This window comes from Pseudomonas sp. FJ2-5-13 (assembly GCF_029201605.1).
Lineage (GTDB): Bacteria > Pseudomonadota > Gammaproteobacteria > Pseudomonadales > Pseudomonadaceae > Aquipseudomonas > Aquipseudomonas lactis.
This window is the reverse complement of the sequence record NZ_CP104045.1, coordinates 972,364-988,684: the sequence shown is the minus strand read 5'-3', so window position 1 is coordinate 988,684 and position 16,321 is coordinate 972,364. Positions and strand designations below refer to the sequence as shown.

13 protein-coding genes and 1 pseudogene are annotated in these 16,321 nt (G+C 54.7%); 11 read left to right on the top strand and 3 right to left on the bottom strand.

From position 1 onward, the window contains the following. The first annotated feature begins 2 nt into the window (after positions 1–2). The 3 genes from N2A98_RS04360 to N2A98_RS04350 all read left to right on the top strand — a co-directional run bounded on the left by N2A98_RS04360 (position 3) and on the right by N2A98_RS04350 (position 4,603). Complete coding sequence (locus N2A98_RS04360) at positions 3–971, top strand: ABC transporter ATP-binding protein (protein WP_003188485.1); 969 nt, start codon at positions 3–5, stop codon at positions 969–971. Continuing rightward, the gene (locus N2A98_RS04355) at positions 971–1,942 is read left to right on the top strand and encodes a peptide ABC transporter ATP-binding protein (RefSeq protein WP_044271566.1); all 972 of its coding nucleotides are present in this window, start codon (positions 971–973) and stop codon (positions 1,940–1,942) included. The genes N2A98_RS04360 and N2A98_RS04355 overlap by 1 nt, the downstream gene beginning before the upstream one ends. A 402-nt stretch (positions 1,943–2,344) precedes the next feature. Next, positions 2,345–4,603, top strand: coding sequence for a TonB-dependent siderophore receptor (locus N2A98_RS04350; RefSeq protein ID WP_275623072.1), 2,259 nt, complete (start codon positions 2,345–2,347; stop codon positions 4,601–4,603). 71 nt (positions 4,604–4,674) lie between these two features. Here the strand turns inward: N2A98_RS04350 and N2A98_RS04345 are convergent. After that, positions 4,675–4,926: pseudogene (locus N2A98_RS04345) on the bottom strand (hypothetical protein); the annotation flags it as partial. A gap of 505 nt (positions 4,927–5,431) precedes the next feature. Further along, complete coding sequence (locus N2A98_RS04340) at positions 5,432–6,532, bottom strand: hypothetical protein (protein WP_275623071.1); 1,101 nt, start codon at positions 6,530–6,532, stop codon at positions 5,432–5,434. 412 nt (positions 6,533–6,944) lie between these two features. Between N2A98_RS04340 and N2A98_RS04335 the strand changes: the two genes are divergently transcribed. The 4 genes from N2A98_RS04335 (at position 6,945) to N2A98_RS04320 (ending at position 10,851) form a co-directional block, all read left to right on the top strand. Next, entirely contained in the window at positions 6,945–8,000 is a 1,056-nt protein-coding gene (locus tag N2A98_RS04335) for an alpha-xenorhabdolysin family binary toxin subunit A (protein ID WP_044271560.1), read from the top strand. A 27-nt stretch (positions 8,001–8,027) separates the two neighbouring features. Further along, complete coding sequence (locus tag N2A98_RS04330; protein WP_044271557.1) at positions 8,028–9,014, top strand: hypothetical protein; 987 nt, start codon at positions 8,028–8,030, stop codon at positions 9,012–9,014. Positions 9,015–9,097: 83 nt separating this feature from the next. Continuing rightward, positions 9,098–10,246 (top strand): hypothetical protein, encoded by a 1,149-nt coding sequence (locus tag N2A98_RS04325; protein ID WP_275623070.1) that lies wholly within the window; start codon positions 9,098–9,100, stop codon positions 10,244–10,246. 50 nt (positions 10,247–10,296) lie between these two features. Next, the gene (locus N2A98_RS04320; protein ID WP_044271554.1) at positions 10,297–10,851 is read left to right on the top strand and encodes a protein-tyrosine phosphatase family protein; all 555 of its coding nucleotides are present in this window, start codon (positions 10,297–10,299) and stop codon (positions 10,849–10,851) included. A 69-nt stretch (positions 10,852–10,920) separates the two neighbouring features. Here the strand turns inward: N2A98_RS04320 and N2A98_RS04315 are convergent, their stop codons facing one another. Then, positions 10,921–12,504: a peptide chain release factor 3 gene (locus N2A98_RS04315; protein ID WP_044271551.1), complete on the bottom strand. Its 1,584-nt coding sequence runs from the start codon at positions 12,502–12,504 to the stop codon at positions 10,921–10,923. A gap of 332 nt (positions 12,505–12,836) precedes the next feature. Between N2A98_RS04315 and N2A98_RS04310 the strand changes: the two genes are divergently transcribed. Genes N2A98_RS04310 through N2A98_RS04295 form a run of 4 tightly spaced genes read left to right on the top strand, consistent with a single transcriptional unit; the run spans position 12,837 to position 16,286 of the window. Continuing rightward, positions 12,837–13,553 carry an ABC transporter permease gene (locus N2A98_RS04310; RefSeq protein ID WP_004372306.1) on the top strand — a complete coding sequence of 239 codons (717 nt, stop codon included), beginning with the start codon at positions 12,837–12,839 and terminating at the stop codon, positions 13,551–13,553. 19 nt (positions 13,554–13,572) lie between these two features. Continuing rightward, positions 13,573–14,466 carry a glycine betaine ABC transporter substrate-binding protein gene (locus N2A98_RS04305; protein WP_044271547.1) on the top strand — a complete coding sequence of 298 codons (894 nt, stop codon included), beginning with the start codon at positions 13,573–13,575 and terminating at the stop codon, positions 14,464–14,466. Positions 14,467–14,478: 12 nt separating this feature from the next. Beyond that, positions 14,479–15,132 (top strand): ABC transporter permease, encoded by a 654-nt coding sequence (locus N2A98_RS04300; protein WP_003188473.1) that lies wholly within the window; start codon positions 14,479–14,481, stop codon positions 15,130–15,132. Then, positions 15,129–16,286 carry an ABC transporter ATP-binding protein gene (locus N2A98_RS04295; protein WP_275623069.1) on the top strand — a complete coding sequence of 386 codons (1,158 nt, stop codon included), beginning with the start codon at positions 15,129–15,131 and terminating at the stop codon, positions 16,284–16,286. Before N2A98_RS04300 ends, N2A98_RS04295 begins: the two co-directional genes overlap by 4 nt. Positions 16,287–16,321: the final 35 nt, after the last annotated feature.

Sequence of the window (16,321 nt, the reverse complement as noted above, 5' to 3'; positions counted from 1 at the left end):
CCATGTCACTGTTAGAAATCAAGAATCTCAACGTGCGCTTCGGCGACAAGACCGCCGTGCCGGTGGTCGATGGCCTCGACATTTCGGTCGACAAAGGCGAAGTCCTGGCGATCGTTGGCGAGTCGGGCTCGGGTAAATCCGTGACCATGATGGCGCTGATGGGCCTGATCGAGCATCCCGGCATCGTCACCGCCGACGCCCTGAACTTCGACGGCAAGGACATGCTCAAGTTGAGCAACCGCCAGCGCCGCCAGATCGTCGGCAAAGACCTGGCGATGGTGTTCCAGGACCCGATGACCGCGCTGAACCCCAGCTACACCGTGGGTTTCCAGATTGAAGAAGTGCTGCGCCTGCATTTGAAAATGTCCGGCAAACAAGCACGCAAACGCGCCATTGAGCTGCTGGAAAAAGTCGAAATCCCAGGCGCCGCCAGCCGTATGGACGCCTACCCGCATCAACTGTCCGGCGGCATGAGCCAACGTGTTGCAATCGCCATGGCGATTGCTGGCGAACCGAAACTGCTGATCGCCGATGAACCGACCACTGCACTGGACGTGACCATCCAGGCGCAGATCATGGAACTGCTGCTGGCCCTGCAAAAAGAGCAGAACATGGGCCTGGTGCTGATCACCCACGACCTTGCGGTAGTGGCTGAGACCGCCCAGCGCGTATGCGTGATGTACGCCGGCCAAGCCGTGGAAGTCGGCCAGGTGCCGCAGTTGTTCGACATTCCGGCGCACCCGTACAGCGAAGCGCTGCTCAAGGCGATTCCCGAGCACAGCCTGGGTGCTACGCGCCTGGCCACGCTGCCGGGCATCGTACCCGGCCGCTATGACCGTCCGCAGGGTTGCCTGCTGTCGCCGCGCTGCCCGTACGTGCAGGACGCCTGCCGAGCCCAGCGCCCGGGCCTTGATCCGAAAAGCAACAGCCTTGCCCGCTGCTTCTACCCGCTGAACCAGGAGGTGGCGTAATGGCCGTCGTACTTACCGCCCGCGACCTCACCCGTCACTACGAAGTGTCCCGTGGCCTGTTCAAGGGCCACGCCACCGTGCGTGCCCTTAATGGCGTGTCTTTTGAGCTGGAAGCCGGCAAGACCCTCGCCGTGGTAGGCGAGTCGGGCTGTGGCAAATCCACCCTGGCCCGTGCCCTGACGCTGATTGAAGAGCCCTCGTCGGGCTCGTTGAAAATCGCCGGGCAAGAAGTGGCCGGCGCCGACAAGGCTCAGCGCAAGCAATTGCGCAAAGACGTGCAGATGGTGTTCCAGAGCCCCTATGCCTCGTTGAACCCACGCCAGAAAGTCGGTGATCAACTGGCCGAACCGCTGCTGATCAACACCAACCTGTCGGCCACTGAGCGCCGCGAGAAAGTGCAGGCGATGATGAAGCAAGTGGGCCTGCGCCCTGAGCATTATCAGCGCTACCCGCACATGTTCTCCGGCGGCCAGCGCCAGCGCATCGCGTTGGCTCGGGCGATGATGTTGCAACCCAAGGTGCTGGTGGCGGACGAACCGACCTCGGCGCTGGACGTGTCGATCCAGGCGCAGGTACTCAACCTGTTCATGGATTTGCAGCAGGAATTCAACACCGCTTACGTGTTCATCTCTCACAACCTGGCGGTGGTGCAGCACGTGGCTGACGATGTGATGGTGATGTACCTTGGCCGCCCGGTTGAGGTGGGCCCCAAGGAAGACATCTACGCTCGCCCCTTGCACCCTTACACCCAGGCGCTGCTGTCGGCCACCCCCACCATCCACCCGGACCCAAGCAAGCCGAAAATCAAGATCGTCGGCGAACTGCCCAACCCGCTGAACCCGCCACCTGGCTGCGCGTTCCACAAGCGCTGCCCGTATGCGACGGAGCGCTGCAGTAGCGAGGAGCCGCTGTTGCGTGCGTTGGATAACCGGCAGGTGGCTTGCCACTACGCGGAGCAATTCGTGGCCTGAAGCAACACAACCGCCCTGTAGGAGCGAGCTTGCTCGCGAAAAACGTCAACGATAACGCGGGTAGTCTGGCTTAACGCGGTGTCCATGGGTTCTTCGCGAGCAAGCTCGCTCCTACAAGGGGCTGCGGTTTAAATGAGTTCCATCGCCCTTCCCGCCAGATTGCGCATCAGTCTGGCCGGAGGGGCTTTTTTTTGCGCGGTTGTAACAAAAAACATACCGTTTGAACCCGTGCCCAACGCCCTGAAAACATTGAGCCAGAGCGTTTCAAAAAGTGTATAGATTGTAAATGCAATTTACTTCTGTTTGAGAATCAATACCATTACGGCGCACAGAGAGCGCTGGATGCACAAAAAAATTCAGACGCCTCTCGTTCAATCGCCCCTCCTAAAGGACTTTGTGGACATGTCGTCTCAATTCAGGCTCAGCCATCTCTCGCTGGCGTTTATCGCTACCCTTTCGTCCCCTGCGCTGCTGGCGCAGAGCGTGGAAAAAGAACGCGACAAAGTGCCGATCCAAGCGACAGACCTGCCTGTGAATGGCACGCCACAAGCCCTGGTACTAGGCGAAACGCGGGTACTGGGCACCGCCGCCGAAGAACTCAAGCAAGCGCCCGGCGTGTCGATCATCACCGCCGAAGACATCAAGAAACGCCCGCCCACTAACGATCTGTCGGAGATCATCCGCCGCGAGCCGGGTGTGAACCTGACCGGCAACAGTTCCAGCGGCAGCCGTGGCAATAACCGCCAGATCGACCTGCGCGGCATGGGCCCGGAAAACACCCTGATTCTGATCGATGGCAAGCCGTCCACCTCGCGCAACGCTGTGCGTTACGGCTGGAGCGGTGACCGTGATACCCGCGGCGAAACCAACTGGGTACCGGCCGAAGAAGTCGAACGCATTGAAATTCTGCGCGGCCCGGCCGCCGCCCGTTATGGCTCCGGTGCCATGGGCGGTGTCATCAACATCATCACCAAACGCCCCACCGACCAACTGCACGGCTCGCTGACCGCCTACACCGCCTTCCCCGAAAACGATGCCGAGGGCGCGAGCAAGCGCACCAACTTCAACCTCAGTGGCCCATTGACCGACAGCCTGGCGTTCCGCGTCTATGGCGGCCTGAACAAGACCGACGCCGATGACGCCGACATCAACCGCGCAGCGCAAGCGACGCCGGACTCGTTGGTAGCCGGCCGCGAAGGTGTGCGCAACAAAGACGTGAATGGCTTGCTGAGCTGGCAGTTCACCCCCGAGCAAACCCTCGACCTGGAGGCCAGCTACAGCCGCCAGGGCAATATTTTCGCCGGCGATACCATGCTCAACGGCGGTGGCGCGTTCGTGGAAAGCCTGGTGGGCAAGGAAACCAGTGTGATTCAACGCAGCAGCTTTTCTGCCACCCATCGCGGCGAATTCGACTGGGGTTCGACCCTGGCCTCGCTGACCCACGACCTGACCCGCAACGAGCGCCTCAACGAAGGCCTGGCCGGTTCCGGCGAAGGCGCTCCCTCCGCCAGTGCAGGCCGTTTCGAGTCGCGCCTGCGCAATACCCGGGCCACTGCCGAGGTCAACCTGCCCCTGAGCGTGGGTGCGGAACAGGTGCTGACCCTGGGCAGCGAATACCTCTACGAGTCGATGAACGACCCTGGCTCGTTGCGCCCGCAAAGCTATGACCCAGGCACCGGCGGCGTCCCCGCCATCCCGGGCGTGAGCCGCAACAGCACCAAGACCACCGCCTCAAGCTACGCCTTGTTTGCCGAGGACAACATCGAACTGGGCGGCAAGACCGTGATCACGCCTGGCTTGCGCTTCGACGATCATGAGGAATACGGCGGCAACTGGAGCCCCAGCTTCAACGCTTCGCACCAGTTGACCGATGAACTGAGCATCAAGGGCGGCATTGCCCGCGCCTACAAAACCCCCAACCTGTACCAGTCCAACCCGAACTATTTGCTCTACAGCCGTGGCAATGGCTGCAACGCCAGCGAAGCCAACATGGGCGGTTGCTACCTGGTGGGCAACCGGGACCTGAAGCCGGAAATCAGCGTCAACAAGGAAATCGGCCTGGCTTTGGACAAGGGCACCTGGCGCACCAGTGCGACGTATTTCCGTAATGACTACAAGAACAAGATCAACGCCAGTAACGAGGCGGCGTTCCGTCTGGGTAATGGCCGACGTGTATTGGAGTGGGAAAACAGCGGCCCAGCCTTGGTGCAGGGCGTTGAAGGCAACCTGTTCATCAGCCTGCGCGATGATCTGGACTTGAACACCAACCTGACCTACATGATCGACTCCAAGGACAAGGACACCGGCGAGCCCTTGAGCATCATCCCCAAGTACACCGTCAACACCACGCTGGACTGGCAAGCCACTGACAAGCTGTCTTTCCAGGTCAGCGGCACTTATTACGGCAAGCAGGAGGCGCCGACGCTCAACTCACGCAGCGCCAGCAGTTACGATCGCAGCGCCCAGCAGGACGTCGACCCGTACGGGCTGATGGGCCTGAGCAGCGGTTACGAATTCAATAAAAACCTGAGCGTACGAGTGGGCATCAACAACCTGCTGGACAAGCGTTTGTCGCGCAAAGGCAACGCCGAGGATGCGGGGGCGCAGACCTACAATGAGCCAGGGCGGGCTTACTTCGCGTCGGTGACCACTTCGTTCTGAGGAAAGTGGGCGGCCAGTAATAACAATGCCTTGGAAACCCCATCCAAGGCATTGTTTGAAGCGCGAGCCTCCGTCTGGCTATCGCCTTCCTCTGCGTCGTCGCTGTCAGGCTCGTCGGTGGTCGAGTCATCATCGTCTTCGCTGCCACCCTGGACTTTATCGCCTGGCTCCGCTTCGGACTTGACCAACTGCAAGTCCGAGCTCTGGCTACTCGTCACCATGGCTGAGCCATGCACCGGGTTGTGCGCCCAGGCCGTCGACATCCCCAACGACAACAGCACCAGCACCTTCATCAACAGCACAACGCGTTGAACAATACTCATGGTCGATTTCGTCCATTCAGTAGATGAGACCTGTACGACAGCGATTGACCGCCGCATGCCTTGAAGCTAGTCGCGATGGAGCACCACGCTCATTTCATTTCAGAGCGCCATGGACATAGCGCTGCACTTACTCTACCTGAGTACCGAACACATTAGACATCTCGCACTCAGTGGCTTTAGAAGGGCGACAGTAAAAGATGCCGTTATTGCACAAGTCGAGGCCGCCAGGGCAGGCACCGAGCTTGCGCTGAAACCGCAGAGCACTGACTCAGACAACCTGTAGTTTGAACATTCACTACGCGTTATAAACGATGCAAAGCCATAAGGGCTTTGCGTTCTCCATACATCGTTCAAACTATTAGTTATATGATGCTCACGCGCCGCACCTGACTCACTGGGGTGTTAAACATAATAACCATCCTTACAAAGACCCAATCGATTAACGCTGGCCCACCATTAAAGTACTTCATGGCGCTTATACACTAATACGAGATAAAACCTATACCTAAGGTGAGCCGAGAAGTTTATCCAGCTCTTCTGCGTTACTTCGTACGGACTTCCACTGTGCCGCCGCAGACGTCAGTGATTTTTCTATTCGCTTCATCTGCGCAAATGACGTAACTTGAAGAATTCTGTCACGAGCGCTCTCCATGATATCCAAGGTAACAGTCCACAATGTTCTTATCTGCCCAACCCCTTTATCAGCAAACTCCAAAGGCGCATTCAAACGCTCAACAGCGTCATGAAACGCTGAAAAATGCTGTGTCAATACAGCACCGCTGCGCATTTTCAAAACTAACGCTTTCAGAATATCTTTACTGTTTACAGGCAGCCCCTGAAGAATCCGCTCGTAGTCGTCATTATAGTAATTAACCAAGTCCATATTCGGGACTTTATTATCCCGTATAAAAGATTGCGTTACGGACTCTGCAAACACAGTCGTTACATTGTGCATATGCCCACGTACAATGAGTCTATCATCTTCGCTCATGGCCACACGAGAAAGCGTTTCTTCCAACTCCTGCACAGTGTCCAATTGAGTAATTTTACGCAACGCTGTCTGAATAGCGTTCATAAGCTCAATTTTGAAATTCACTATATTATCTCTTAAATCACCTCCCGCTACGCTTAAACCGCTCATCTCCTCAGACATATCAGCAATGGCCTTTTTGACAGAGGGCACAATCGTAAGATCTGCCTCGCCCAACGGGATCGCTATCCCCTCCCACTCCACTTCAGGCAACCTGTTAAGTTGTGCTGAAGAGTTTTCGTAGCCAGGAAGCGACTTTATCCTCTCAATAACAGCACCACTGGCAACCATGAAACATTCCGAGCCTGTAAAAATTTCTTTACATAAGTGCCGCATATCTACTTCGATTCTTGCCCACCTACCTGCATGATTTAAAACAGCACCTATCAAGTCATTTACGCCTTGCTCATCCAAGACGGTACTAAGTCCGCATTTGTTCGACAGCGCGATGAAAGAACTGCTTCTTTTCATGCTGTCATAATCGGCTCTGAGCCGGGTTGAAAGACCGATATACTCACGGACCACTTCAATCTCTCTTGCGGTAATAATAGATTTATCTTGCAATTGGTCGGACATGATCATTACCTCATGACTAGATATTTTTCAATGTGCAGCCACACCTCTTAAAGCAAGTGACTTAAGCAGGTTTATAACTGCCCCCCCCTCCCCTGCAAGCTGTGAGGCCTGACAGTATACAAAATTCCAAAAATGTGAATTCAACGCGACCAAGATCTATATAACAAAAAAACCACTACCTGCCGGGAAATCATTCCAAAAGATTATTGAAACCTGTCAGATCTAACAGTATTCAATCTGAACACTTGTAATGCTTACTTACCCCACGCCCTCATGAATCACAGTCGACTTTCATGAGCACTCTGAAATTAAAGCTTGATAGACATTGTCTATTCACGCCAAAGAAAAGAGGAGGCGTCTATCAGCAGTAAACCCGAAAAACCAACTTGCTCTTATTGAAGGAATAATAATTATGGAATATGGACTGGACTATCCAATCCCCATTATCACCAGTGATGACGTGCGGGTAATCTCTCGCTATGTTTCTACAGGAAAACTACTTCCCTTAACGGCTGAGGATGTTAAAAAAGAGATAAATGACGCTCCCGACACACTCGTCGCCGAGATTTTAGACAATTACAATACTATCAACACTCATGCCAAGTCATGGGAGAAAACTCAACAAAGCATGATCACAATCAGCGCTGTCCTCGTGGGATTTTCCAAAGATATCCATGAGTACGGCGATGAGGCTGTCAAAGCTGTTGAAAACATGGAAGGCTATAAGTCTCGGAAAATAGGCGACTTGACTGAAAGCGAACTCAACACACTCCCTCAGATATCACTTGATGGTGGCGATCAATGCCAGATTTCAACGCTGGAGCAAACCGTCAAATATATCAAAGATTCAATACATGAAAAAAAACGAAAAAGCTCAGCAGCGCTCGTGGACCTTGATAGTTTTAAAAATACGCTCGTGAACACCATCGCACCGTGGATTGGAAAAATGATACAAGTTTCAAACCCTGACGCACTTGATACGGAAATATCCAATATCCGACGCGACCTGATCAAGCTTGCAGAAAATACTAATCAAGTACGAGCAAAGCCCAGCTTTATGCAGAACATCATGAGCTTCGCAGTAGACGTTGCGGAGATAATGTCACTCCAAGAACAAATTAAATCCGCCGACAAGCCTGGCGGCGAGCTTATCAAGCGTCGAGATGATGCACTAAACAAGCTATCAAAAGACAACAAGCTTAAAGGCGTACTACAAACGCTCAATATCGGCATGGGGTCTTTATACGACGTCGTTAACCCGGCAATTACTGCCACCCAGCAACTACACAGTCACTGGGAGAACATTCTATTGCTTATTGATGACTCTTCAAATCAGTTCAAAACCAATGCCAATTACGCTTACCTCGGTCTGTTCGTGAGAAAACTGAAAGTATTGTTGCTGGACTGGCGAAATATCGAGAACAACGCTACCACCTTGATGAACGCTTTCAGGTTAGACATTCGATAACCCCCCTTCTCACAAAGGTATACGACCATGAGCACCGTCACGACATTTAACACACCCAATTTAATCACCGTGAAAGACTGCCGGGATAGCATCAACTATTATGCCAGAATCAAACTAAGCCTTATTACCATCCCCGCATTACGCACTGATTTGTTAGCACTGGCAACGAATGTGAACAGTGTTGACCAGAATGCAAATGACATCTTGCTAAAAGTCGGCAACGTCATCAACACGTCTGACATCGAAGCCGCCCTGATCGACCTAGGTGAAATGGAGGGTAGCGTGTTAGCTGACTACAAACGTGATCTGAACACGACTCTTAACACCAAGAAAAATGCGCTGATCGCTCTACGCGACGAGCTTTTCAAATCGACTTACAACTTGAAAACGATGAGTTATGCCAGTAATAACTACAGACTTCAAGAGCTCAGCAGCACAAGAGCAAATCTCAAAGCCATTGCAACGCTGGAAAAAGATGAAGATCATTATGACGTAATGCTGGAAAAAAAACAGGCACTCGACTTGGCAATCGAAGCTTATGATGAAGAATCTTTTTATGATAAAGCCTTGCCAATCTTAAACCAAGTCGACAATGTAGTTAAGGCGAGCGGATCGCCCGCTACTTTCAAGAAAGAATTACTCAAAGAAGGCGTACAGGCCGTTAAAACCATACTACAGCTTACTGATGCTGCAATCAAACATGACGACATGCTAAAAGCTCGCATTCAGCTTATTAAACAAATTAATGAACGAGAGAATCGTCGAAACGATATTGATATGCAGATCAAGGGTAATTTTGACGAGACGAAACAACTACTATTCTATGAGAAATTACACGAGCCGAAGGCTCAGTATGTCACTGAAATCGAAAAAATCCTTGAATCATTCGATTCATTTACCAAAGTTGTTTTTTCGGGATCGGACACAGTGCAAATTGCTAACCGCTTCGTAGAGCATGCCCCCGAACTGAAGGCTTATGCCAATAGGCTTTATCCGGCATGGCTTCGGGGCTAGTCTAAACCTTGGCCTAGAGCTCATCGACTCAACTCACACGTTTACACGTTTACACGTTTAATTCAACCTGAGGCTTTACACTAATGACCACTTTAAACATTTACTTCGGCGGGGCCGAATACGTCGCATTCTTTAACCAGCATGACCCATACAACGGACCAACCCTTTCTCAAAAACGACACACGACCGTTAGACTAACAAACCCAAAAATCCAATTTTTACTTGACCCCAATCGCTTAGAAATACAATCAGTTGCTAATATAAAATATTCCGACTGGGTAAGCTTTGGCGGCCCCGGATGTAACACTCCACTTGAAGACGACATTATAAAAAACTCACTCCAATTTAATGAAGAACAACTTATTAGCCATTGGATCAACAACATAAACCAAGCCTTGAGCATTATAAAGTCAACACCACTCCCCCCCCGCTCCGACTCATCGCGGAATAATTCACGGGATCTTGAAAAGTTTAGAGACCTTGGAATTTCATTCGATTGGCTATCACGAAATTTTCTAATAGGAGATCCTTTCAAACCTATTAACAGCGAAAAGGATAACGTAGTTCCAACTCAAGTAAACCTGATAGGGTTGAGCAGGGGCGCAACCAGTTGTCATATGTTAGCGAATGCTATGCTAAGCGATAGCGATCTGATGAATATACCACTCAACATATTCGCAATTGATCCTATCGTTTCTGTTTCTAGCATGCCCCTCAATCAAACGCAACTCGGCACCAATGTAAAAGAGTATGTTGCCTTTTACGCTCGAGATGAACGAACCTTGAATTATACTGCTGTCGTTCCTACTACAAGCGAGGGCACTGCAGTACACATATATCCTATGGCTGGAGCTCAAGCCACTCTTGGAGGAAATCCCGCGAGCGATGGGGCGAACGGACCGGACAAGTTTCCAGAGCCTTGTGACATAGTCACTTACTATGCTGCTGTTTGTCTATCGCGATGGAGCCAACGCGGTGACTTTAGAGGCGCCATTAACCAAAGTGCAGTAGCGGACAAGCTTCAAAAAGTCAAAGCCGATTATGATGAATACGTGGCTTTGCGATTCGCGGGTCACGCTAATGCCAGCAATAAAGTAAAAAACGAGCGCGAAATCCTATTAGATGGAAAACTCACCAACTTCAAATCTGCACAAGGCCCTCGTTTCACCCCCAACCAAGGGCTCGCCAAAGGACACATCGAAGACATGTCTTACTTCAATGACATTACCTAATCCCCCATCGCATGGCCTGCCCAGGCACCAAGAAGCAAAGGAGAACACAAATGAAAAAGAGTGTAAGCAGCCTGGCTGGCTACGTGAAAACGCTGTCCTCAGGCAAGACTGTAGTGTTCCAAAACTGGGTGACCTTTGATAAGGGCACTACGAGGGTATTCAGAAGTTCACAACCTTACTATAACGACGAAGATGATACGCTTCAGAAGTTTGACACTCCTGCAATTAAACTTTTAAAAACTTACAACATCAAAGGCATTGTCAGCTTAAATCATCATTTGATACATGATAACAGCATGACAGCATTGGCCGCTGAAAGCATCACCTACCACCATCTTGCCGTTGTGGACTTCGGCGTCCCTACAGCTAAAGAGCTTTTACAAGCGTGTCAAGCGGTTGATAATATCCTAAGTAAAGGTAATGCTTTAGTTTACTGCGGGTTCGGTCAGGGAAGAACTGGCACTATGATGTCGGCTTACGCCATCTACAAACTCCCTAAAGGAAGCCCGGCGTCGAAATTAGACGAGATTATTGAGGTGTCGACTGCGGAGACAGATGATCAAGAGAAAGTCCTACGCGACTTTTACAAAATGCAAAACTCCTGAAAAAAGCCGCGTATTGGCTAAATGAGGGTGGTCTTTACGACCACCTTTTACACGCCCACCGCTCAAACCTTAATGGTGTTCGCGGGTCGCACGGAACTTCACCTCCGGCCAGCGCTCTTCCATCAGCGCCAGGTTCACCCGCGTCGGCGCCAGGTAGGTCAAATGCCCACCGCCGTCGATCGCCAGGTTTTCCACGGCCTTGTTGGAGAACTCTTCCAACTTCTTCTTATCGCTGCAATCAATCCAGCGCGCCGAATACACGGTGATCGGCTCGTAAGAGCACTCCACCTTGTATTCCTCTTTCAAGCGGCTGGCGACCACGTCGAACTGCAGCACGCCCACGGCGCCGAGGATGATGTCGTTGCTGCGCTCGGGGAAGAACACCTGGGTGGCGCCCTCTTCGGCCAATTGCTGCAAGCCTTGGCGCAGTTGCTTGGACTTGAGCGGGTCACGCAGGCGCACGCGGCGGAACAGTTCCGGGGCGAAGTGCGGGATACCGGTAAAGCCCAGCGCTTCGCCTTCGGTGAAGGTGTCGCCGATCTGGATGGTGCCGTGGTTGTGCAGGCCGATGATGTCGCCGGCAAACGCCTCTTCCAGCTGCTCACGCTCGGAGGAGAAGAACGTCAGGGCGTCGCCGATGCGCACGTCCTTGCCGGTGCGCACGTGGCGCATCTTCATGCCTTTTTCGTATTTGCCGGAGCAGATGCGCATAAAGGCGATACGGTCACGGTGTTTGGGGTCCATGTTCGCCTGGATCTTGAACACAAAGCCGGTGAATTTCTCTTCCACCGGTTCCACGGTGCGCTCGTTGGCGACGCGGGCCAGGGGTTTTGGCGCCCAGTCCACAACGGCGTCGAGCACGTGGTCGACACCGAAGTTGCCCAGCGCGGTACCGAAGAACACTGGCGTCAGTTGGCCGTCGAGGAACTCCTGCTGGTTGAACTCATGGCAGGCGCCCTGCACCAGCTCCAACTGGTCGACAAAACGGTCGTACTCGTCACCCAGGTGGGCGCGGGCTTCGTCGGAGTCGAGCTTCTCGATGATCTTGGTTTCGGTGCGTTCATGACCGTGGCCAGCGGTGTACACAATGATGTAGTCGTCGGCCAGGTGGTACACGCCCTTGAAGTCGCGGTAGCAACCAATCGGCCAGGTGATCGGCGCGGCCTTGATCTTCAGGACGGCTTCGATTTCATCCAGCAGCTCGATGGGGTCGCGGATATCGCGGTCGAGTTTGTTGATGAAGCTGACAATCGGCGTGTCACGCAGACGGCACACGTCCATCAGCGCGATGGTACGTGGCTCGACGCCTTTACCGCCGTCGAGAACCATCAGCGCCGAGTCCACCGCGGTGAGGGTGCGGTAGGTATCTTCGGAGAAGTCTTCGTGCCCCGGGGTGTCGAGCAGGTTGATCATGTGCTCGCGATACGGGAACTGCATGACCGACGTGGTAATGGAAATACCCCGTTGTTTTTCCATTTCCATCCAGTCGGAGGTGGCATGGCGGTCGGATTTGCGCGATTTCACCGTGCCGGCTACCGCGATCGCCTTGCCCATCAGCAACAGCTTTTCGGTGATGGTGGTTTTACCGGCATCGGGGTGGGAAATAATGGCGAAAGTGCGGCGTTTCGCGACTTCGGCGGCCTGGTGGGTCATGGGAAATCGCCTGGCAGGTGAGTCAAAAAAGGGCGGCGAGTATAGCGCAAACGCGAGGGTACGGACCACCGTTGAGCCCATTGGGGGTGGCTAAATGCGCCCAAGTGTGGAACCTTTTAAAAGGTCGAGACGTCCACTCCCCTGCTACCGCACTCGGAACAGGGGCTGAAATATCAGCAAGTTAGCCTGACGAGGCTGCGCTCATGGCTTGATCGCATACTGCATTGCCAGTATCGGCGAGCTGCTTTTCGCGAACCTATTCGCCGACAGCCAGGAATGGCATTGCCGCCGGAGAATGTGTTCGCCGACAAAAGAAAAAAAGGAGTCCGCCTGTGGCTATTCGCTATGGCAAAGGGCTGATAGGAGGCGCGGTTGTCGTCGCGCTCCTGGCCCTGCTGGTCCACTGGATCGGCATCAACACGATCGAACTGTACCGCGACGATTTGTTGTTTTACCTGCAAGCTCATCTGATTCTTGTCCTAGTCTCCATGCTGGCAGCCCTGATTGTGGGCATCCCCGCCGGTATCCTGCTCAGTCGACCCAACATGGTCGGGCGCGCAGAACGTTTCATGCAGATCTTCAACATCGGCAACACCGTCCCTCCCCTGGCCGTACTGGCCATCGCCCTCGGCGTCCTCGGCATCGGCAGCGGCCCGGCCATCTTCGCGCTGTTCCTCGCCTCGCTCCTGCCCATCGTGCGCAACACCTACGAAGGCCTGAAAAACGTTCAGGGTTCCCTGAAAGAAGCCGCCACCGGCATCGGCATGACTCCTCGCCAGGTGCTGTTTCGCGTGGAGCTGCCCAACGCCGTGCCGATCATCATCGGCGGTGTGCGCGTGGCCCTGGCGATCAACGTCGGCACCGCGCCGCTGGCCTTCCTGATCGGCGCCAACAGCCTGGGCAGCCTGATCTTCCCCGGCATTGCCCTGAACAATCAGCCGCAACTGCTGCTCGGCGCCGCCTGCACCGCGCTGCTGGCGTTGCTGCTTGATGGCCTGGTAACCATGGCCAGCCGCCTCTGGCTGGAACGCGGGTTGCGCCCGTCTTAAGCCCGGTAAAGGAATTCACATGAAAAAACTGAGCTTGATATTAGGCTGCGTCCTGCTGCTTGCAGGTATTGCACAAGCCGCCGAAAAACCCGTGATCCGCATCGGCGCCCGGGTGTTCACCGAGCAGACCCTGCTCGCCGAAATCACTTCCCAGTACCTGCGCACCAAGGGCTACGACGCCCGTGTGACTGGCGGCCTGGGCAGTAACCTGGCACGCAGTGCCCAGGAAAGCGGGCAACTGGACCTGATCTGGGAATACACCGGTGTGTCCCTGGTGGCCTACAACCATATCGACGAGAAACTCGACAGCGAACAGTCCTACGCTCGGGTCAAAGAACTCGACGCGAAAAAAGGCCTGATCTGGCTGTCGCCGTCTCGCTTTAGCAACACCTACGCCCTGGCACTGCCGGAGAAAGTCGCGCAGGAACATCCCGAGATCAACAGCATCAGCGACCTCACCCAAGCCATGGCTCAGGAGACCAAAGAGCATCGCCTGGTCGCCCTGGACACCGAGTTCGCCAACCGCTCCGATGGCCTGGCCGGCATGGTCAAGCTGTACGACATGAACCTGACGCGCAAAAACACCCGGCAGATGGACGCAGGCCTGGTCTACACCGCGCTGCGTAACGGCCAGGTGTTCGCCGGTTTGGTCTACACCACTGACGGTCGCCTTAACGCGTTCAAGTTGAAGCTGCTGGAAGACGACAAGCACTACTTCCCCGACTACACCGCAGCCCCGGTGATCCGCCAGGAATACCTCGACAAACACCCGCAACTGGCCGCCGAACTCAAGCCTTTGGCCCACCTGTTCGACGACGAAACCATGCGCCAGCTCAATGCACGGGTCGACGTCGACCATGAAAGCCCGTCCGCCGTTGCCGCCGATTTCCTGCGCCAACATCCAATCAACTAAAAAGGAGAAGACATGGAATTTTTGAACGCCTTTTCCCATCTTGATTGGGCCCAAGTGCTGCACTTGACCTGGCAGCACATCACCCTGGTCGGCATCGCCGTGATCCTCGCGATCTTTATCGGCGTGCCCCTGGGCATTCTGATGACGCGCTTCCCCACCCTGGCAGGTCCGTTGCAAGCCAGCGCCACGGTGCTGCTGACCGTGCCCTCCATTGCGCTGTTCGGCTTGCTGCTGCCGTTCTACTCCAAGTTCGGCCAGGGCCTGGGCCCAATGCCGGCGATCACCGCCGTGTTCCTCTACTCCCTGCTGCCGATCATGCGTAACACCTATCTTGCGCTGACCGGCGTAGAGCCAGGCATTCGTGAAGCCGCACGCGGCATCGGCATGACCTTCGGCCAGCGCCTGCGCATGGTCGAACTGCCGATTGCGGTGCCGGTGATTCTCGCTGGCGTGCGCACCGCCGTGGTGATGAACATCGGTGTGATGACCATCGCCGCCACCATCGGTGCCGGTGGCCTGGGTGTACTGATTCTGGCCTCTATCAGCCGCAGTGACATGTCGATGCTGATCGTCGGCGCCGTGCTGGTCAGCCTCCTGGCCATCTTCGCCGACCTGCTTCTGCAATGGCTGCAACGCTCGCTGACTCCAAAAGGATTGCTCAAATGATCGAACTTCAAAACCTGTCCAAGACTTTTCAAAGCAACGGCAAGACCGTCACTGCCGTCAACGATGTGAGCCTGACCGTCAACGAAGGCGAGATTTGCGTATTCCTGGGGCCCTCGGGCTGCGGCAAGAGCACCACGCTGAAAATGATCAACCGCCTGATCAAGCCCACCTCGGGCAAGATCTTGATCAACGGCGAAGACACCACCGACCTCGACGAGGTGACCCTGCGCCGCAACATCGGCTACGTGATCCAGCAGATCGGCCTGTTCCCCAACATGACCATCGAAGAGAACATCGTAGTGGTGCCCAAGCTGCTCGGCTGGGACAAGCAGAAATGCCACGAACGCGCCCGCGAGTTGATGAGCATGATCAAGCTGGAGCCCAAGCAGTACCTGCATCGCTACCCGCGTGAATTGTCGGGCGGGCAGCAACAGCGCATCGGCGTGATCCGCGCCCTGGCGGCCGACGCACCGTTGCTGCTGATGGATGAGCCGTTCGGCGCGGTCGACCCGATCAACCGCGAGATGATCCAGAACGAGTTCTTCGAGATGCAGCGCGCACTGAACAAGACCGTGATCATGGTCAGCCACGACATCGACGAAGCCATCAAGCTGGGTGACAAGATCGCCATCTTCCGCGCCGGCAAGCTGCTGCAGATCGACCACCCGGACACGTTGCTGGCGCACCCGGCCGACGAGTTCGTCAGCAACTTCGTGGGCCAGGACAGCACCCTCAAGCGCCTGCTGCTGGTCAAAGCCGAAGACGCGGCGGACAACGCCCCGTCCGTCAGCCCGGAAACCCCAGTGGCCGATGCCCTGGAGTTGATGGACGAGCTTGACCGCCGCTATGTGGTGGTCACCTGCGCCGAGAACAAGGCGCTGGGTTATGTACGTCGTCGCGACCTGCATCGCCAGGCCGGCACCTGCGGCCAGTACCTGCGCGAGTTCAACGCCACGGCGGCGTATGACGAGCATTTGCGCATCCTGCTGTCGCGCATGTACGAGTTCAACCGTTCGTGGTTGCCGGTGATGGATGCGGAGCGGGTGTTCCTTGGGGAAGTGACCCAGGAGTCGATTGCCGAGTACCTGAGTTCCGGTAAGTCCCGTGGGGGCAAGACCAGTATTGTCTCCCCGGCCGAGACAGCCCTGGCTTAAAACTGTGGGAGCGGGCTTGCTCGCGAATGCAGAGT